The sequence below is a fragment of the Streptomyces sp. AgN23 genome, assembly GCF_001598115.1.
Classification (GTDB): Bacteria; Actinomycetota; Actinomycetes; order Streptomycetales; family Streptomycetaceae; genus Streptomyces; species Streptomyces antimycoticus.
Genome location: NZ_CP007153.1, coordinates 3,851,248 through 3,870,354 on the forward strand (window position 1 = coordinate 3,851,248; position 19,107 = coordinate 3,870,354).

Below are 19,107 nucleotides of genomic sequence, written 5' to 3' on the forward strand. Positions count from 1 at the left end.
TAAACGCGCCGGGCGGGCCAGAGGTTCCTGACGAACCTCCAACCCGCCCACAGGTGGCACTCCGCGGCTGGGACGGCCCTTACCGTGCGGACCCGTCCCCGCCCCGCATCACGCCGGAACGATGTTGACCAGCTTCGGCGCCCGCACGATGACCTTACGGATGCCCGCGCCGTTCAGCGCCGCCACGACCGCCTGGTCACCCAGCGCCAGCGCCTCCAGCTCCTCGTCCGAGACCGAGGGCGCGACCTCCAGCCGGGCCTTGACCTTGCCCTTGACCTGGACCACACAGGTGACGGTCTCGTCCACGACATACGCCGGGTCGGCGACCGGGAAGGGCTCGTGGACGACGGAGGCGGGGTGGCCCAGCCTGCACCACAGCTCCTCGGCGACATGCGGGGCCAGCGGCGAGATCAGCAGCACCAGCCCCTCGGCCACCGAGCGAGGCACCTCGCGCACCTTGGTGACGTGGTTGTTCAGCTCGGTGATCTTGGCGATGGCGGTGTTGAAGCGCAGGCCCTCCATGTCCTGCCGGACGCCGTCGATCGCCTTGTGCAGGGCGCGCAGGGTGGCCTCGTCGGGCTCGGTGTCGACGACGGTGACCTCACCGGTGCCCTCGTCGATGACATTGCGCCACAGCCGCTGCAGCAGCCGGTACTGACCGACCACGGCGCGGGTGTCCCAGGGCCGCGAGACATCCAGCGGCCCCATGGCCATCTCGTACAGCCGCAGGGTGTCGGCCCCGTACTCGGCACAGATCTCGTCCGGCGTGACGGCGTTCTTCAGGGACTTGCCCATCTTGCCCAGCAGCCGGCTGACCTGCTTGCCCTGGTACCAGTAGGCCCCGTCCCGCTCCTCGACCTCGGCGGCCGGGACGGCGATACCGCGGCTGTCCCGGTAGACATACGCCTGGATCATGCCCTGGTTGTACAGCTTGTGGAACGGCTCGACCGAGGAGACATGCCCCAGGTCGAACAGCACCTTGGACCAGAACCGGGCGTACAGCAGATGCAGCACCGCATGCTCGGCGCCGCCGACGTACAGGTCGACACCGCCGTGCGGCTGGCCCTCGCGCGGCCCCATCCAGTAGCGCTCGGTCTCGGGGTCGACCAGCCGCTCGCTGTTGTGCGGGTCCAGGTAGCGCAGCTCGTACCAGCAGGATCCGGCCCAGTTGGGCATGGTGTTGGTCTCGCGGCGGAAGGGCCGCGGCCCGCGCCCGTCGCCCAGGTCCAGCACCACGTTGACCCAGTCCTCGTTCCGGGACAGCGGGGTCTCCGGGGAGGTGTCGGAGTCGTCCGGGTCGAAGGTGCGCGGCGAGTAGTCCTCGACCTCGGGCAGCTTCAGGGGCAGCATCGACTCGGGCAGGGCGTGGGCCACGCCCTCCTCGTCGTAGACGATCGGGAACGGCTCGCCCCAGTAGCGCTGCCGGCTGAACAGCCAGTCGCGCAGCCGGAAGTTGACGGTGCCCTCGCCGATGGCGCGGGACTCCAGCCATTCGGTGATGCGCGCCTTGGCCTCCACGACGCCCAGCCCGTCCAGCGATACGGACTCCCCCGTCGAGTTGACGATCTTCGCGTCGTACGAGGCGAAGGCGTCGTCCCAGGTGGACGGGTCCGTGCCGCGGTCGTCGGACGGCTCGACGACGCAGCGCATGGACAGCTCGAAGGCGCGGGCGAAGGCGAAGTCACGGCTGTCGTGCGCCGGAACGGCCATGATCGCGCCGGTGCCGTAGCCCATCAGGACGTAGTCGGCGATGAAGACCGGCACCTGCTCGCCGCTGACCGGGTTGATGGCGTACGCGCCGGTGAAGACGCCGGTCTTCTCCTTGACCTCGGCCTGCCGCTCGACGTCGGACTTGGCCGCGGCCTGCTTGCGGTAGGCGTCGATGGCCTGGGCCGGGGTGGCGTGGCCGCCGGTCCAGGCGTCGCGGGTGCCCTCGGGCCAGGCGTCCGGGACGATCTCGTCCACCAGGCCGTGCTCGGGCGCCAGGACCATATAGGTGGCGCCGAACAGGGTGTCCTGGCGGGTGGTGAAGATCGTGATCTTGGCGTCGGCGTGGTCGGTCACCGGGAAGTCGACCCGGGCGCCCTCGCTGCGGCCGATCCAGTTGCGCTGCTGCAGCTTGATGGCCTCGGGCCAGTCCAGCTCGTCCAGGTCGTCCAGCAGCCGGTCGGCGTAGGCGGTGATGCGCATGTTCCACTGGCGCAGCTTGGCCTTGAAGACCGGGAAGTTGCCGCGCTCGGAGCGGCCGTCCGCGGTGACCTCCTCGTTCGCCAGCACGGTGCCCAGGCCGGGGCACCAGTTGACGGGCGCGTCCGAGGCATAGGCCAGGCGGTATCCGCCCAGGATGTCGGCGCGCTCGGATTCGGTCAGCTCGGCCCAGGGGCGGCCGTCGGGGGTCGGGCGCTCAGCCGAGGCGAACTGTTGGACCAGGGTGTCGATGGGGCGCGCGGTCTTCGCCTCCGGGTCGTACCAGGAGTTGAAGATCTGCAGGAAGATCCACTGGGTCCAGCGGTAGTAGTCCGGGTCGATCGTCGCGAAGGAGCGGCGCCGGTCGTGACCCAGGCCCAGACGGCGCAGCTGCCGCCGCATGTTCTCGATGTTGGCCTCGGTGCTGACCCGCGGGTGGGTGCCGGTCTGCACCGCGTACTGCTCGGCGGGCAGGCCGAAGGCGTCGAAGCCCAGGGTGTGCAGGACGTTGTGACCCGTCATGCGGTGGTAGCGGGCGAAGACATCGGTGGCGATGTAGCCCAGCGGATGGCCCACGTGCAGCCCCGCGCCCGAGGGGTACGGAAACATGTCCATGACGAACTTCTTGGGCCGGGCGACGGCCTCGGCGTCGCCGGCCAGGTCGCCGCCCGGGTTGGGCGCCTCATACGTGCCGTGCGCGTCCCAGAAGTCCTGCCAGCGGGCTTCGATGTCGGCGGCCAGGGCGGCCGTGTAGCGGTGCGGCGCGGCCACCTCGGCCGCGGCGTTGGTCTCGCTCATGGTCCTCAAAGCTCCATCGGTCGTCTCTGCCTGCGGCAACGCAGCGGATCCCTCACGCTTCCGAAACAAAAAGACCCCTCACACAGGAGGGGACGCCGCGCTGATGCCGACCGGGGCTGTTCTCGGTCGGTACTGGTCAGCGCGGCCCGCTAAGCAGAAGGCGTACGGCACGCATGGAGCCAGGTTACCGCAGGGCACTGACGGCCCGCACGGAGGTGACCCCCGTCACGCACGACGAAAAGCGGGCCGTCCGTATCGGACGACCCGCCTCCTGGATGTGGAGCTAAGGAGAATTGAACTCCTGACCTCCTGCATGCCATGCAGGCGCTCTACCAACTGAGCTATAGCCCCAGGTCTCGCTCCGCCCGGTTTCCCTGGCGGCGACGCCTACATTACACGGACGCCCCGGCCTTCCGCCAAATCGATTACCCGGGGGCCGGAGCAGAGCCCCGTTACGCCGTCGCGAACGAATAGAAACGCTTCAGCGTGCAGTGCTCGTCGAGGAGCCGACCATAGATCGGCTCTCCTTCGAGCTCGCGGTAGGTCTCAATGGGATCGCCCCTGATGATCAGCGCCCGCGCGCACTCCGCACACCAATACTGGTAGTCGGAATTGAGCGGCTCCATGTCGCGGACGATCGGTGTGCCGGTGCCGCACCAGTCGCACTTCCGGCTGTGGGCTCCCATCTCACTCAGCTCCAGCTATGGCCACAGGCCGTACACACGTAGGAAACACCACCGTTGTCACCGAGGACCTGGGCCACATGCGCGGAGCCGCAGGACGGGCACACAATGCCCGCTCGTGCCCTGCGGGACGGGTCCTCGATCGCATCGAGGATGCTGGTCCGCATCCCACCTGCCCTCCCCATCGGACGTGTCGGCCCCATCCCCCTCCGGCCGTCCGATTCTGCCACGGGACGACGCGCAGGTCAGCGGAGATTCCCCACTCGTCTCACCAGACTCATCAGTACTCCGCACAGCGCGGCCCCGGCCAAGGCGACGCAGGTCACCCACAGGGCGTCCGCGGAGGCACCCGCACTGGGCACCGTACCGTCCGTCGCGCCCAGGAACACGGCCCCGAAGACCGCGACGCCGGTGAGCAGGCCGAGTTGAGCCGCTGTCACCAGAACCCCGCTGGCGTCCGCCGCGTCCTGCTCCGCCTTACGGTCGCCAACGTCCGTGCGAGCAGGGGGCTGTAGGCGAACGAGAGCCCCGCGCCGGAGGCCGTAAGGGCGACGGGAAGCCAGGGGCCGCCGTTCGTTCCCCCGCGCAGTACCAGACCGGTCCCGGCGAACGAGGCGGCGGCCAGCAGGAATCCGCCCGGTACCGCCACGGCCTGCCAGCGCACGGACAGCCGCTGCCAGTTGAGGCCGACGACGCCGAACGCGACCGCCGTGGGGACGAACGTCAGCCCCGCCCTCGGCGGGCTGTAGCCGAGTCCGCCCCGCACATGCGGGGTCATGGCGAACAGGAAGCCCGCGTTGGCCGCCATCCCCAGCGCGATACGGATCACCGCGAGCGGCATCCCCGGCGCCCGCACCACCCGCGGAGAGATCAGCGGCGCACCGCCGCGCCGGGCCAGCCGTGTCTCGTACGCGGCGAAGAGCGCCACGAGGACCGCGCTCATACCTGGAGCGATCCAGCCCCACAGCGGCCAGCCCCGCTCCTGCCCCAGCACCAGCACCAGCACCAGCGGCAGCGGCAGCGGCAGCGGCAGCGGCAGCGGCAGCGGCAGCGGCACGGTGAACAGCAGCACGGCCGCCGCGAGCAGCACCGGACCGGGCAGGTCCAGGCCGCTCCGTCGGGCGGCCGGGCCTTCCGCGCGAGGGCGTGGCGGACCGGCGGGTTCGTGCAGCAGCCGCGGCCCGAGGATCAGCAGCACGGCGTAGGAGATGGTGTAGCCCGCGATGACGAGTTGCAGCCCGGTGCCGGGGGCGTGCAGATCGGCGCGGACGGCCGGGGCGGCGATATTGACGATGAAGACGTCGAGGACGGCCATGAGCTGGCCGGTGAGGACGATCGCGAGCAGCCAGCCGGGGCGCGGTGCCCGGCTGTCTCCGGCCCGGCTCTCAGCTGCCCGGTTGTCAGTGGCCTCGCTTTTGCTGAATCCACCGAGGCCCCCCGTCGGGGGAAGGGTGGTCGGGGTGGTGTGTCCCATGGACCGAGCCTGTGGCCGGGCCGATACCGGTAACGAGAGCCCGCCGATGCTGGTACTGGCAGCACCTGGCAGCCGCCCGCCGCGTCCGGCTGCTGGAAGCCAGCGACGACTTCGCCCGGCTGTGGCGGAGCGGGGACATCGCGCCGCCGGGCTCCCGGATCAAGGTGGTGCGGCATGCCTCGGTCGGCGAGATCCGGCTGACCTCGACCTCGATGCTGGTCAGTGGGGCACCGGAGACCCGGGTCGTGGTCTACACCCCCTGCGACGAGGAGGGCCGCGACCATGTCCGGCGGGTGCGCACCCTCCACGACCCGCTGATCGGCTGCCCGCCGCACGCCAAGCCGCTCTCCGTGATGCGGGCGGAACAAGCCGCGGCCAAGGAGACGGTGCCGGCGGCGGCGAGAACCCCGGAAGTGGAGACGGCCCCGGCGGCGGAGCGAGCCGCCGGAAGCTGCGCCGAAAGCAGCGATCCCGCCTCCCTGTGAGGGAGACGGGATCGTGGATCTGTGGAGCTAAGGAGAATTGAACTCCTGACCTCCTGCATGCCATGCAGGCGCTCTACCAACTGAGCTATAGCCCCGCTCTTCTCGGCGCCGGAGCGCTTCGAACGAGAAGGAGCATAGCCGGTGACCTGCCGGAAAAGGAAATCCGCTCAGTCGTCGTCGCCGAGCACCGGCTCGGGCAGCGATCCGGCGTTGTGCTCCAGCAGCCGCCAGCCCCGCGCCCCCTCGCCCAGAACGGACCAGCAGCAGTTGGACAGGCCGCCCAGTGCCTCCCAGGTCCGGGGCTCCAGGCCGAGCAGCCGGCCGATGGTGGTGCGGATCGTGCCGCCGTGGCTGACCACCACGAGCGTGCCGCCGTCCGGCAGCTTGTCGGCGCCCTCCAGCACCACCGGCGCCGCCCGGTCGGCGACCTCGGTCTCCAGCTCACCGCCACCGCGCCGGACCGGCTCGCCACGCTTCCACGCCGCGTACTGCTCGCCGAAGTTCTCGATGATCTCCTCGTGGGTCAGCCCCTGCCACGCGCCCGCGTAGGTCTCCCGCAGCCCCGCGTCATGCGTGACCGACAGCCCCGTGACGGCGGACAGCTCGGCGGCCGTGGCCGCCACCCGCTTCAGATCGGACGCGATGATCGCGTCCGGCTTCAGGGCGGCCAGCAGCCGGGCCGCCCGGTGTGCCTGCGCGACACCTGTGTCGGTGAGCTCGATGTCCAAGGAGCCCTGGAAACGCCGCTCTATGTTCCAGGCGGTCTGGCCGTGGCGCCACAGGACGATGCGGCGGTCACGGCCGCCGTGCGTGCCGTTCAGCTCAGCTCACCGCCCACGCCGCCGTCCACGGCCTGCGCCTGCGCGTACTCCTGCCCCTTGCCGCGGGTGGCCTCGGCGTCGGCCGGGAGCTCGAGCTGCGGGCAGTCCTTCCAGAGCCGCTCCAGGGCGTAGAACACCCGCTCCTCGCTGTGCTGGACGTGCACCACGATGTCCACGTAGTCCAGCAGCACCCAGCGGGCCTCACGGTCGCCCTCGCGGCGCACCGGCTTGGCGCCCAGGTCCTTGTTCAGCCGCTCCTCGATCTCGTCGACGATCGACTTGACCTGGCGGTCGTTGGGGGCCGAGGCCAGCAGGAAGGCGTCGGTGATGGAGAGCACGTCGCTGACGTCGTACGCGATGATGTCGTGCGCGAGCTTGTCGGCGGCCGCCTGGGCGGCGGCGTTGATGAGCTCGAGGGAGCGGTCCGTGGCGGTCACAGGCAAGCTTTCGGTCGGTGGTACGTCGAAGGTCTGGCTTCCCCCAGGATCTCACGCCCCACCGTCACGCCGGATGGCCGTTCCTCGGCCGCCCGGCGTGCCCGGGGAGAACGCCGGGAGTACCCCGGGCAAACGCCCGGAGGCCGGGGCGCCCGGGGGAACGGGGCGCCCCGGGCGCGGCACGGCTCAGCCCGTGGCGTCGTAGTCCGGGCCGAGGAGGACCGTGATGTCCGCGTTGGCCGCGCCCTTGCCCTTCCGCACCGCCGTCTCCGGCAGCCCGAGCGTCTTGGCGACCTCCTTGGCCTGGCCCGCCTGTGCGGCGTCCGCGTAGGTCACCCGCGAGGCCGACTGCGGCGTACCGCCGCCCTCGGTGGCCGTGACGACCGTAAAGCCGCCATTGACCAGCGCGACCCGCGCGGCACCCGACCCGTCCTTGGGGCCTCCGGCGTTGGTCACGCTGACCCGGGGCGCGGTGTTCTTGTCGGTGTTCTTGACCGTGCCGCCCAGGATGTCCTTGACCACATGGTCGGTCGCCTGGCTGCTGAGCGTCCCGTCCGACTGGACCGGCAGCATGGCCGTGTCGTACGCCCCGCTCTTGGCCTGCCCGGCCAGCCTCGCCAGCGACGCGCCGAGCTGCTGCTCGGACAGCGACGGGTCGGGGATCTGGGCCAGCGACTCCACGGTGCTGGTGGCGCCCTTCGCATCGCTGGAGACCTTCTTCAGCGCCGCCTGCATGACCTGCCCGAACCGCGCGAGCTGCTTGGACTGTGCCTCGCCGGACGCCCGGTAAGTGGCGTACGCCACGGCCGCCTGGCCACTCAGGATCTGGTCCTTGCCCTGCTTGACCAGGGGGTCCTCGCCCTTCTGGGGGCTGGGGACGCTCGCGTCGGTGTCGAGGGTGATCCCGCCGACCAGCTCCACGAGGTTCTCCAGATACGGAGTGTCCAGCCGCCAGGTGCCCTGGATCTTCGAACCCAGCAGGGTGCTCAGGGAATCCCGGGTGGAGTCGGAGCCCTCGTCGGTCACCGACTTGCCGAGCGTGGTGGAGGCGCCGTCCTCGGTGGAGACGGACAGCGAGTTCGGCAGCAGGACGGTGGTGCCCTTCTTGGTGGTCTCGTTGTCCACCAGCAGGGCCGTGGAGGTGCCGCCGCCCTTGGTCTCGCGCAGATGGACGACGATCACATCGCGCTTCTGCGGACCGCCCGCGGCCGCCTGGTCCCCGGCGCCGTCGGAGAGCCCCGGGAGCTTGCCCGCGTACCAGAGGTAGCCGACACCGCCCGCCGCGGCGATGACCAGGACCACGACCAGCGCGATGACGCGGTTGCGGCCCTTACGGCGGCGCTCGTCACGGCGCTCGGAGCGGGTCTCGGCGAACTTCAGCCAGTCGATGACGTCGTCGGATTCCTCGTCCTCCTCCTCGACGAAGGAGAACTGCTCGGTGTGGTACTCCTCCTGATCGGAATCCCCGGGGTCACCGGGCCCCCCAGACCGCTTCGGCTGCGCGGACCGGGGTTCCTCGGCCGGAAGCGCCTCGGGTCCGCCGCGCAGCTGCTCCGGGCTCAGCTCCTCGTAGGGGTTCGCCTCACGCTGCGGGGGGACAGCGGCCGGGGCGGTGGCCTGTGGATAGCCATAGCCGTAACCCTGTGGCTGTTGCTGTTGCTGGTGGTACTGCTGCGGCTGCTGTTGGTACTGCTGTTGCTGTTGCTGAGCGTATGGGTCGTAACTCTGCGTCTGGGTGTGCTGCTGCTGAGGCTGCTGGGGCTGGTGATGCTGCGGCTGGGCGTAGGGGTCGTAGCCGTACCCGTCCTGCTGTTGTTGCTCCCCGTACTGTTGCTGCGGCTGTTGCGGGGCGTACGGGTCGTAACTCTGCTGCTGTGCCGCCTGCGGCTGGTAGACGGGACGCCCATAGGCGTCATAGCCGTAGATCTGCGGCTCCTGGCCATACGGGTCCTGTGCGTACGGGTCGTACGGATCCTGCCGGTCGTTCACCGGTACCCCTTCAGCAGTCGTGCCGGTACAGCTCGCGCTTGTCGATGTAGCGCACCACGCCGTCCGGCACCAGGTACCAGACGGGGTCGCCATGAGCGACCCGCGCCCGGCAGCCCGATGACGAGATCGCCAGTGCCGGAACCTCCACCAGCGACACCCCGCCCTCCGGCAGCCCCGGGTCGGCCAGTATGTGCCCCGGTCTGGTCACCCCGATGAAGTGGGCCAGCGAGAAGAGCTCTTCGGCGTCACGCCAGGTGAGGATCTGGGCGAGTGCGTCGGCCCCGGTGATGAAGAACAGATCCGCGTCACCGTTGAGCGCGCGTAGCTCCCGGAGCGTGTCGGTGGTGTAGGTGGGCCCGCCGCGATCGATGTCGATACGGCTGACCGAGAACTGCGGATTCGACGCGGTCGCGATGACCGTCATCAGATAGCGGTCCTCGGCCGGGGAGACCTTTTTGTGGCTCTTCTGCCAGGGCTGACCGGTGGGCACGAACACCACCTCATCGAGGTGGAACTGCGAGGCCACCTCGCTCGCCGCGACCAGGTGACCGTGGTGGATCGGGTCGAACGTCCCGCCCATCACGCCGAGTCGCCGCTTGCCGGACCCTTTCTGCTCTTCCATGCGTGCAGACCCTACTGGGCCCGGCCCGGAGCCGGGGCCCATAGGGGCAATCGCCCAGCTCAGCGGTCCCGGTTGAAGCGCGTGGTGATCCACAGCAGCAGGAAGAGGATCACCAGGGCCGCACCGCCGGTCATGAAGGGGCTGATGGTCGGATGGGTGTCGGTGTGCTCACCGCCCTCGGCCGCGAGCGTGGTCAGGGCAGCATGTGCGGTGCTGATAGCGGTCATCGCAGGCAGTACCTATCCGGGTCTAGGCGAGACAACACGTCGGCCACATCGTATGCGAGGCGGTTTTCGGCCTCGCTGTCCGTCCTGCCGGTATCCGCTCAGTCCTGCTTGTATCCGCGCAGCAGGAACCAGGCGAGCAGGGCGGCGCCCACCACGCCGACCACGATGACGATGCGCAGCAGCGCTCCCGGACCGTCGTTGCTGTGGGAGGTGGCGGCGAGGGCTTCGGTGAGGCCAGTCATATCGGGCATGTCTCCACGCTAACCCTCGGACCCTCAGGGCCTAGGCTGGGGGCCGCCGGACGAGGGGCCCGGACCGGGCGTCCCGTCGAGCGGGCAATCGACCGAGGGGGCCAGATGAGCGACACTCATGAGACCGGCGGCGGAAGCGGGACGGGGGACGCCCGGGAGCATGTGCCCAGCCGGGAGCGGCGGCGGTTCCCCGGGATCTCCTCACGGGCGTACGAACATCCGGCGGACCGCTCCGCACTGGTCGCGCTGCGCAAGCTGACCGGCTTCGACACGGTCTTCAAGGCGATGAGCGGCCTGCTGCCCGAGCGGAGTCTGCGGCTGCTCTACCTGTCCGATTCGGTGCGGGTCGGCGACCGGCAGTTCGCCCATCTCCACGACATGCTGCGGGACGCCTGCTACATCCTGGACCTGGAGCGGGTCCCGGCCATGTACGTCACCCAGAACCCGCAGCCGACCGCGATGTGCATCGGCATGGACGCGCCGATCATCGTGATCTCCACCGGTCTGGTCGAGCTGCTCGACGAGGAGGAGATGCGGGCGGTCATCGGCCATGAGGTGGGCCATGCGCTGTCGGGGCACTCGGTCTACCGGACGATACTGCTGTTCCTCACCAGCCTCGCGATGAAGGTCGCCTGGATCCCCCTCGGCAATGTGGCGGTGCTGGCGCTGGTGACGGCGCTGCGGGAGTGGTTCCGCAAGTCGGAGCTGTCGGCGGACCGGGCGGGGCTGCTGGTCGGGCAGGATCTGCGGGCCTCGATGCGCGGGCTGATGAAGCTCGCGGGCGGCCACCACCTCCATGAGATGAACGTGGACGCGTTCCTGGAGCAGGCGGAGGAGTACGAGTCGAGCGGCGATCTGCGGGACTCCGTCCTCAAGATCATGAACATGCTGCCGCGCAGCCATCCGTTCACCACCGTGCGCGCCGCCGAGCTCAAGAAGTGGGCCGCGACCCGCGACTACCAGCGGCTCATGGACGGCCACTACCCGCGCCGCGACGAGGACGGGGACGCCTCGGTCAGCGACTCGATCCGGGAGTCCGCGACCCACTACGCGGAGTCGGTGCGCAACAGCAAGGATCCGTTGTTCGCCTTCGTCAGGGACGTGGCGGGCGGCGCCGGGGACCTGGGCAGCAAGCTGCGCGACCGGTTCACCGGCGGCGGGGGCAAGCAGGGTGGGGAGACCCCCGAGGAGGGCACCACGCCCCGGGACGAGCGCCAGGACGGGACGGAGCGGGCCCAGGACCAGCGGCCCGGGGACGGACCGGACGAGCGGCCGGGGAACGAGCACCCGGGGAACGACGACGGGCCCGGGGACACCCCGCCGCGGCGCTGAGACCGGCCGAGGCGGCCACTGGAGGCCCTCAGAGCCGCCCGAGGCCCTTCAGGACCGCCCGTCGAGGGCGGGCTGGGTTCCGGGGGCCATGACGCCGCACAGCGAGACCTTGGTGCGGCCCGTGGTGTACGGGTCGGTGCCCGTGGGGGCGTCGCCCTTGGCGCTCTGGCCGGCGAGCATCGGCCGCAGATAGCCGGAGGCGTTCGCGGCACATGCCTGCGGGCCCGCCAGTACGGTGCTCTGCACCAGCTCCAGATGATGGTCGCGCAGATCGCTCCGGTCGAAGCGGAACCGCGCCTCTCGGCGCACCGTGAAGAGCGAGGCATGATCCGGTCCGCGCTCATGGGCCTGCTGGACCGCGTAGACGAAGACGTGGTCGGCGGCGACCTCCAGGGTCGCGGGGCTGCGCTCGACGACCGTAAGGGTGCCGCGGACCCGCACCGGGGTGTCGGCCAGGGTCACCTCGGCCGGGTTGAAGCGGGTCAGCCAGCCGGTGGCCGCATGCCGTCCGTCGTCGACCGGGTGGGCGAAGCTCTGGTCGAACTGGGTCTGCTGGGCCGGGTCCAGCAGCAGCCTTACGGCCTGCACCGGGCCGCCGGTGAGCACGCCCGGGTCGATGGCGGACTTGACCAGGTACTCCTTGGCGGTGGTGAGCGCCGTCATCACCTGGCTCTCGGAGAAGCTCTGGGTGCGGCGGGCCCCGGGCACCGTGACCCCTTCGGCGCCGCTGCGGAACTCGGCGGCCGGGCTGCTGCGGAACAGCCGGTCCGGCGGCCCTCCGGGCACCTCACCGCGCGGTGCGAGCGGCACCACGCTGCTGTGCAGCGGCTCCACGGTCTGCGGCTGCGGCGTCTGGTACGGATGGCGCACGCCCATGTAGACGGCCGCGGCGAAGGCGATGGCGATCAGCAGGACGAGCGCGACGGCCTGGCGCGACGCCCCGGCCCTGGCCCAGGCGTGCCTGCTGCGCACCGCCCGCGCGTGCTCGCCCATGCGCTCCTGGGCGGAGAATTCCTGGAGCCGGGCAGCACGGACGAACGACTCGTCGAATACGACGGAGCGGTATTCGTCCTCACCACCTCCCGGGACGCCCTCGGGTGTCCCCTCGGGAGGGTCTCCACGCCCGGCCATATCTCAAGAGTAGGTCGCCAGGGCCGACGGTAAACGCGGTGATACTCCACAACTTGGGAGGCGGCTGGGGAGGAAACGCCCCATAGGCCACGACGTGCTAGCGATGCGCGAGGTCGTCACCGCGCCGGCGGTACGGCGGAGGCGGGCGAGCCCTTGGACCCGGTCGGCTCCGGGGCGGGCGACTCCGACCCCGACGGCTCCAGACGCGGCTGCCCGCTGGGCGAGCCGTCGACACCGCTGGTGGCGGGCGGCGGAGCGGGGTCCTGGCGGTTGCCCGAGGCGCCCCGGTAGACGGCCGTGAAGGCCAGGGCGACCACGCCGATGCCCATCAGGATGGCCAGCAGCCAGGCCACCGGGCGGTGCCAGCGGGCATGACCGCGGTAAGGACGCCCCGCGCTGCCGTACCGCCCATAGGGGCCGTAGGCGTCGTCCGCGTCCCGCCCGGGGCCGAGGCGCCCGTCGGGGTCGTCCACACCGTAGAACTCGGCCTCCTGGCCGTAGCCGTCCTCGAAGAGCTCGTCCTCGGGAGGCACACCGGCCCGGCGGCGCCGGGACGCCTCGGCCTCGGCACGGGCCTCGGCGGCGGCCAGCATCCGCTCGATGGCGGTGGGCTCATGGATCGGGGCCGACCGCACGAAGTCCTCGTCGAAGACCACGGCGGCGAACTCGTCGTTCGTCTCGCCGTGGCTGCGCTCGTCGGGCTCGTCGCCGTCCGGGAACGGCTTGCCCCCCACGTCGTCCGGCACCCATTCAGAGTAGACCGGACGGGTCATTTTGGGCAGGGTGAAATGGTATTCGGGGGAAGATCCACCCCAGCGCCGCCGGGAATCGGGTACCCCCCGAACGGGTGAGTCAGCGGGTGTGGCCGTCGCCGGTGACGATGTACTTCGTCGATGTCAGCTCGGGCAGCGCCATGGGTCCCCGGGCGTGCAGCTTCTGGGTGGAGATGCCGATCTCGGCGCCGAAGCCGAACTGCCCGCCGTCGGTGAACCGCGTGGAGGCGTTCACCGCGACCGTGGTGGAGTCCACCAACTGGGTGAAGCGGCGGGCGGCCTGCTGGGAGGAGGTGACGATGGCCTCGGTGTGCCCGGAGGACCACAGGCGGATGTGGCTCACCGCGGCGTCCAGGGAGTCCACGACGCCCGCCGCGATGTCGTACGAGAGGTACTCGGTCTCCCAGTCCTCGATCACCGCCGGGACCACCGTGGCCTTGGAGCCCTCCGCGAGCGCCATCACGCGCTCGTCCGCGTGGACCGTGACCCCGGCCTCCGCCAGCGCCTCCAGGGCCCGGGGCAGGAACCGGGGGGCGATGTCCTGGTGCACCAGCAGCGTCTCCGCCGCGTTGCACACGCTCGGCCGCTGGGCCTTGGAGTTCACCAGGATCTCGACCGCCATGTCGAGGTCGGCGTCGGCGTCCACGTACACATGGCAGTTGCCGGTGCCGGTCTCGATGACCGGGACCGTGGACTCCTCGACGACCGTACGGATGAGGGACGCGCCGCCGCGCGGGATCAGCACGTCCACCAGACCGCGGGCGCGCATCAGCTCGCGCACCGACTCCCGGCTCTCGCCCGGCACCAGCTGCACCGCGTCCGCGGGCAGGCCCGCGCCGCCGACGGCGTCGCGCAGGACCTTCACCAGCGCGGCGTTGGAGTGGGACGCCGACGAGGAGCCACGCAGCAGCACCGCGTTGCCCGACTTCAGGCACAGCGCCGCGGCGTCCACCGTCACGTTCGGCCGGGCCTCGTAGATGATCCCGACGACGCCGAGCGGCACGCGCACCTGGCGCAGGTCGATCCCGTTGGGCAGCGTGGAGCCGCGCACCACCTCGCCGACCGGGTCGGGCAGCGCGATCACATCGCGGACATCGGAGGCGATGGCCCGCACCCGCTCGGGGGTGAGCGTCAGCCGGTCCACGATGGCATCGCTGGTGCCGGCCTCGCGGGCCCGCTCCACATCGGCCGCGTTGGCCTCGACGATCTCCTTGGTGCGCACCTCCAGCGCGTCGGCCATCGCGAGCAGCGCGTCGTCCTTGACGGCGCGCGGCAGCGGCGCGAGATCGGCGGCCGCGGCCCGGGACCGGTAGGCGGCCTGGAGGACCGGGGACTTCGGCCAGGGGTCGGTGAGCGGCGACGTGGGTGCGCTGGTCATGCACGTAGCGTACTGAGCCGACGGGTGGAAGCCGCGCGCTATTCCGCAGTTCGAGATGGCATTCTCATATCCCGGCGCCGCACATCCGTCCTCAGAACGGAGTACGCCGCACATCCGTCCTCAGAACGGATGCACGCCCACCGGGGAGGCCGGTGGCGGCCCGTACCCCTCCGCGACCCGCTGGTGGTACGTATCACGGTCGATGACCTCGAGCCCCACGATCTCCCAGGGCGGCAGATTGGCCGAGGCCCGGTGCTCGCCCCACAGCCGCAGCGCGACCGCCGCGGCGTCATGCAGATCACGGGCCTCTTCCCAGTAACGGATCTCGGCGTGATCGACCGCATAGCGGCTGGTCAGCAGGAATGGATGGTCATGGGCCAGCTGCTCCAGAGCCCTGCGGACCTCCCGCAGCGGCGCCTCGCTCCCCGAGACGCTGAGGGTGATGTACCACAGCCGGGACGCCTCGCCGCGCTCGGCGGCGTGCGCCGTGGCGTCGCCGGTCGCGGCGTCGCTCGCTCCGACACTGGTCAGCGTGCGCTCCGCCGCCCCTCTGGGCGACGCCCCCGGGCGCCCTCGTCTCACCGGCGGCCTCCTGTAACTCGCTGCTCCGCTCACGCGCGGGCGGAGCACTCGTGACGGTGCCATGGCCGCGGCGTTCCGCTCGCTCTCCGCCGCGTCTCCCACAGCCGGCGCGCTGCCCCGCGCGACCCCGTTGAACAAAGTTGACCAGCCCTCGCCCGCCCGCGGGGCGCTTTTGAGGTTTTTCGGAGGTGGGTGTTTTCCGCGGGCCCGGTTCGCCCCCGGGTACCGCCGGAAGGTGCCCCGCCTGGGTGCTCGGGCCGCCGGAGCGGCTCAGTCCAGGACGACGAGGTCGTCGCGGTGGACCACCTCGCGCTCGTAGGCCGGGCCGAGCTCCCGGGCCAGATCCCGGGTCGAGCGGCCGATCAGCTGGGGAATCTCCTTGGCGTCGAAGTTCACCAGTCCACGGGCCACGGGGCGGCCCTGGGTGTCCCGCAGCTCGACCGGGTCACCCGCGGTGAATTCGCCCTCCACGGCCGCGATCCCGGCCGGCAGCAGCGAGGTGCGCCGCTCCACGACGGCCCGTACGGCGCCGTCGTCCAGGGTCAGGGCGCCACGCGGCGCGGAGGCGTGGGCGAGCCACAGCAGCCGGTTCGCGGAGCGGCGGCCGGTGCGGTGGAAGAACGTGCCCGTAGGGCGGCCGAGCAGGGCGTCACCGGCCCGGCTGGCGGAGGTGAGCACCACCGGGACCCCGGCCGCGGTGGCGATCCGGGCCGCCTCGACCTTGGTGACCATGCCACCGGTGCCCACTCCGGAGCGGCCCGCGCTGCCGATGGAGACGCCGTCCAGGTCCTCGGGCCCCCGGACCTCGTCGATCCGGGAGGTGCCGGGGGTCCTGGGGTCTCCGTCGTAGAGGCCGTCCACATCGGAGAGCAGCACCAGCAGATCCGCCCGTACGAGATGGGCGACCAGGGCCGCGAGCCGGTCGTTGTCGCCGAACCGGATCTCGTCCGTGGCCACCGTGTCGTTCTCGTTCACGATCGGCAGCGCGCCCATGGCCAGCAGCTGGTCCAGGGTGCGGGTGGCGTTGCGGTAGTGGGCTCGGCGGCTGGTGTCGTCCGTGGTGAGCAGCACCTGGCCGACCCGGCGCCCATAGCGCGCGAAGGAGGCGGTGTAGCGGGCCACCAGGAGCCCCTGCCCGACGCTGGCGGCCGCCTGCTGGCGGGCGAGGTCGCGGGGGCGCCGGTCCAGGCCCAGCGGCGCCAGCCCGGCGGCGATGGCGCCGGAGGAGACCAGCACTATCTCCTTGCCGTTCGCGCCGCCCTTACCGTCGCCGTCCCTGCCGCCGTCGCCCTTACCGTCGCCGTCGAGCACCTTGGCGAGCACGTCGACCAGCGCGTCCACGCGATCCGCGTCCAGGCCCCCCGCCGCGGTGGTGAGGGAGGACGAACCGACCTTGACCACGATCCTGCGGGCGGCGGCCACCTCGTCCCGTACGGCCGACCCGTCCTGCTCCGCCACGCCGCTCCCCTGCTCGTCCCCGGCTCACCACACGTCCCGAAGAAACGCATGCCCTACACACTCATCATGACAAGTGGGCAATCTACGACAGACGAGGCCCGGCCCGCCTCGGCATTTCAGCCCCCGGACACCTCCGCGCACACCGCCCCACACACCGGCGCGAGCACCCCGCGGGCTCCCTCGGGTGACCATTGACACCGATTGCGACCGGTTGGCACCGGCGCGGATTGTCACCGGGCGGGGCGTCGGCATACGGTCAGGGGTCCCCCCATCAGTCCCTCGCCCTCCTGCCAGGAGCCCACCCCGTGCCCTCTGCCGGAATCGCCCCACGCCGGGTCGTACAGCTGACGGCGCTGCTCGCGATGCTCGTGTTCTTTGCCACACAGCTCGTCGGCGCCGTGCTTCCGAACGTACCGCTTCTCATCGCCGCCTCGGCGTGCGGTCTCGCGCTCGATCTCTTCCTTCAGCACAAGCAGCCCGGTCTGCTGTCGCTGCTGGGCAAGATCCGCCTTGACGTCACGGTGCGCCAGCTGTTTCGCGACATGCTCATCATGGTCGGGCTGCTGCGCATCGAGGGCATCAATCCCCTGCATGAGCAGGCGCCCCTGACCGTGGGACTGCTGCTCTTCTACCTGGTGCACTTCGCCTGCCAGGCGGCGGCCATCCTGGTCCGCCGGAGCCGGCAGCTGCCGTTCGTCACGCGCAACATCGACGCGTCCGCGCTGCGCCTGAGCGACGCCCCGCCGCGGCTGTTCGCCCGTCAGCACGGGCGCCGTCTGCTGCGGCTGGCCGCGCCGGTCACCGCCGGTCTGCTGGTCACCGCCGGTACCAAGGACGCCGTCTGGGGCGGTGCCGGTCTGGTGATCGGGCTGCTGATCGGCATCGGTGGCACGGCGCACCTCGCCACCTGGCTGCTGCCGCGCAAGCGCGTGGCGCACGAGGCCGCCGCCCTGCGGTGGCTCGACAAGTGGCTCGCCGACTACCAGCCGACCGTGGGCATGTACTTCTCCGGCGGCAACTCCTCGGCGTACCAGGCGAACATGTGGCTCTCCACGCTCGCCGCGCTCGACGGCAAGCCGATCATCGTGCTCCGTGAGCGGTTCATGGTGCAGAAGATCGACGCGACGGACGTGCCGGTCGTCTGCCTCCCCAAGGTGGCCCATCTGATGCGTCTGGAGCACTCGACGCTCAAGGTGCTGCTGCACCCGGCCAACTCCGGCAAGACCTCGCAGGTGCTGCGCATCCCCTCGATCAAGCACGCCTTCATCAACCACGGCGAGAGCGACAAGCTCTCCAGCTGCAACCCGTACGCCAAGGCGTACGACGAGGTGTGGGTCGCGGGTCCGGCGGCGCGCGAGCGCTACCAGCTCGCCGACATCGGCGTCGAGGACAAGGACGTCGTGGAGGTCGGCCGACCGCAGCTGGCCCCCATCCGCCCCTACGCGGGCGTGCCCACCGGCGCCCTCGGCGGAGCCGGTACGGATCACTTCACCACCGTGCTCTACGCGCCGACCTGGGAGGGCTGGGACGGCAATCCCGGCAACACCTCGGTGATCCTGGCCGGTGAGAACATCGTCCGCGAGCTGCTCACCGACCCCAAGGTGCGCCTGCTGTACAAGCCTCACCCGATGACCGGCTCGGTGGACCCGCGCGCGGGCCGCGCCAACGACCGCATCAGGGCGATGATCACCGAGGCCAACACCAAGCGCAGCGGCGACCGCCCCGGCCCGGAGGCCGCCGCCGAGCTGGCCCGGCGCACCGATGAGCTCAACCGCCTCACCAGCACCGCCTTCCGCCCCAGCGCGGACGAGATCGAGCGCATGAAGCTCCAGGGGGCCCCGGAGGGCGACCGCGCAGCGGCCGTCGCCGCGGCCACGACCGCCTGGGAAAGCGCCTATTGGGCCTCGCTGCCGGTCTGGGAGCACCAGATCGTCACCGGCCCGCGTCCGGCGATCTTCACCTGCTTCAACCAGGCCGACGTGCTGATCAGCGATGTCTCCAGCGTGGTCTCGGACTACCTGACGAGCGAGAAGCCGTACGCGGTGGCGAACACCAGCGGGATGACGGAGGAGGAGTTCCGGGCAGGCTTCCCGACGGTGCGCGCCGCCACGATCCTCACCCCGGAGGCCGAGGGCATGGCCGGACTGCTGGAAGCCGTCCGCGACCCCGAGAAGGACACCCTCGCGTCCGCCCGCTCCGAACTGAAGGTGCATCTGCTCGGCCCGTCCGACCCGCCGTCCCTGGTGCGCTTCAACCAGGCCACGCAGGCGCTGTGCGACAAGGCCGACGAGCGCCGGGCCCGGATGGCCACCCGGCTGTCCGACGAGATCCCCTCGCAGCGTGAGGCCCGGGACGCGGCGGAGGAGATGGAGCTGGAGTCCGGCTCGCCGGAGCCGGAGGAGACCGCGACGGTCTGAGACCGGCCGTACGCGCGGCTGAGCGCGACCGCCGAGAGCCACGACGAAGGGCCCGGGAGATC

General features: G+C 71.0%; 18 protein-coding genes and 2 tRNA genes. 3 read left to right on the forward strand and 17 right to left on the reverse strand.

What is annotated here, in order from left to right:
* Positions 1-108 precede the first annotated feature (108 nt).
* The 5 genes from leuS to AS97_RS17035 form a co-directional block, all read right to left on the reverse strand.
* The gene (gene leuS / locus AS97_RS17020) at positions 109-2,985 is read right to left on the reverse strand and encodes a leucine--tRNA ligase (RefSeq protein ID WP_210565225.1); all 2,877 of its coding nucleotides are present in this window, start codon (positions 2,983-2,985) and stop codon (positions 109-111) included.
* 278 nt (positions 2,986-3,263) lie between these two features.
* Positions 3,264-3,336, reverse strand: a tRNA-Ala gene (locus AS97_RS17025).
* 101 nt (positions 3,337-3,437) lie between these two features.
* Entirely contained in the window at positions 3,438-3,671 is a 234-nt protein-coding gene (locus AS97_RS17030; protein ID WP_030835565.1) for a hypothetical protein, read from the reverse strand.
* A 242-nt stretch (positions 3,672-3,913) separates the two neighbouring features.
* Complete coding sequence (locus AS97_RS48965; RefSeq protein WP_338069277.1) at positions 3,914-4,108, reverse strand: hypothetical protein; 195 nt, start codon at positions 4,106-4,108, stop codon at positions 3,914-3,916.
* Positions 4,105-5,142: a hypothetical protein gene (locus tag AS97_RS17035; RefSeq protein ID WP_349017594.1), complete on the reverse strand. Its 1,038-nt coding sequence runs from the start codon at positions 5,140-5,142 to the stop codon at positions 4,105-4,107. Before AS97_RS17035 ends, AS97_RS48965 begins: the two co-directional genes overlap by 4 nt.
* Before the next feature lie 11 nt (positions 5,143-5,153).
* Between AS97_RS17035 and AS97_RS17040 the strand changes: the two genes are divergently transcribed.
* Positions 5,154-5,627, forward strand: a complete 474-nt coding sequence (locus AS97_RS17040; protein WP_210565226.1) for a hypothetical protein — start codon at positions 5,154-5,156, stop codon at positions 5,625-5,627.
* Positions 5,628-5,649: 22 nt separating this feature from the next.
* Here AS97_RS17040 and AS97_RS17045 read toward each other — a convergent pair.
* The 7 genes from AS97_RS17045 to AS97_RS17075 all read right to left on the reverse strand — a co-directional run bounded on the left by AS97_RS17045 (position 5,650) and on the right by AS97_RS17075 (position 9,974).
* Positions 5,650-5,722: transfer RNA gene (locus AS97_RS17045), tRNA-Ala, on the reverse strand.
* A 72-nt stretch (positions 5,723-5,794) separates the two neighbouring features.
* Entirely contained in the window at positions 5,795-6,448 is a 654-nt protein-coding gene (locus tag AS97_RS17050; protein WP_059147938.1) for a histidine phosphatase family protein, read from the reverse strand.
* A complete protein-coding gene (gene rsfS, locus AS97_RS17055; RefSeq protein ID WP_059147939.1) occupies positions 6,445-6,885 on the reverse strand; it encodes a ribosome silencing factor in 441 nt (146 codons plus the stop codon). The genes AS97_RS17050 and rsfS overlap by 4 nt, the downstream gene beginning before the upstream one ends.
* A gap of 186 nt (positions 6,886-7,071) precedes the next feature.
* Positions 7,072-8,874, reverse strand: a complete 1,803-nt coding sequence (locus AS97_RS17060) for an LCP family protein (RefSeq protein WP_210565227.1) — start codon at positions 8,872-8,874, stop codon at positions 7,072-7,074.
* 10 nt (positions 8,875-8,884) lie between these two features.
* Positions 8,885-9,496 (reverse strand): nicotinate-nucleotide adenylyltransferase, encoded by a 612-nt coding sequence (gene nadD / locus AS97_RS17065; RefSeq protein WP_059147941.1) that lies wholly within the window; start codon positions 9,494-9,496, stop codon positions 8,885-8,887.
* Between the two features lie 59 nt (positions 9,497-9,555).
* Entirely contained in the window at positions 9,556-9,723 is a 168-nt protein-coding gene (locus tag AS97_RS17070; RefSeq protein WP_086710183.1) for a hypothetical protein, read from the reverse strand.
* 98 nt (positions 9,724-9,821) lie between these two features.
* The gene (locus AS97_RS17075; protein ID WP_156107794.1) at positions 9,822-9,974 is read right to left on the reverse strand and encodes a hypothetical protein; all 153 of its coding nucleotides are present in this window, start codon (positions 9,972-9,974) and stop codon (positions 9,822-9,824) included.
* 105 nt (positions 9,975-10,079) lie between these two features.
* On the opposite strand from AS97_RS17075, the gene AS97_RS17080 reads away from it, so the two are divergent.
* Positions 10,080-11,306: a M48 family metallopeptidase gene (locus tag AS97_RS17080; protein ID WP_125756949.1), complete on the forward strand. Its 1,227-nt coding sequence runs from the start codon at positions 10,080-10,082 to the stop codon at positions 11,304-11,306.
* A 48-nt stretch (positions 11,307-11,354) separates the two neighbouring features.
* On the opposite strand, the gene AS97_RS17085 is transcribed toward AS97_RS17080, so the two are convergent.
* The 5 genes from AS97_RS17085 to proB form a co-directional block, all read right to left on the reverse strand.
* Positions 11,355-12,437: a hypothetical protein gene (locus AS97_RS17085; protein WP_210565228.1), complete on the reverse strand. Its 1,083-nt coding sequence runs from the start codon at positions 12,435-12,437 to the stop codon at positions 11,355-11,357.
* 116 nt (positions 12,438-12,553) lie between these two features.
* Positions 12,554-13,183, reverse strand: coding sequence for a hypothetical protein (locus tag AS97_RS17090; RefSeq protein ID WP_079059519.1), 630 nt, complete (start codon positions 13,181-13,183; stop codon positions 12,554-12,556).
* Positions 13,184-13,289: 106 nt separating this feature from the next.
* The gene (locus AS97_RS17095) at positions 13,290-14,588 is read right to left on the reverse strand and encodes a glutamate-5-semialdehyde dehydrogenase (protein ID WP_059145724.1); all 1,299 of its coding nucleotides are present in this window, start codon (positions 14,586-14,588) and stop codon (positions 13,290-13,292) included.
* A gap of 120 nt (positions 14,589-14,708) precedes the next feature.
* A complete protein-coding gene (locus AS97_RS17100; protein ID WP_059145723.1) occupies positions 14,709-15,170 on the reverse strand; it encodes a hypothetical protein in 462 nt (153 codons plus the stop codon).
* Between the two features lie 270 nt (positions 15,171-15,440).
* Positions 15,441-16,592, reverse strand: a complete 1,152-nt coding sequence (gene proB, locus AS97_RS17105; protein ID WP_125756959.1) for a glutamate 5-kinase — start codon at positions 16,590-16,592, stop codon at positions 15,441-15,443.
* Between the two features lie 341 nt (positions 16,593-16,933).
* Here proB and AS97_RS17110 point away from each other — a divergent pair, with 341 nt between their 5' ends.
* Positions 16,934-19,045, forward strand: coding sequence for a hypothetical protein (locus AS97_RS17110; protein ID WP_059145721.1), 2,112 nt, complete (start codon positions 16,934-16,936; stop codon positions 19,043-19,045).
* The last annotated feature ends 62 nt before the right edge of the window (positions 19,046-19,107 follow it).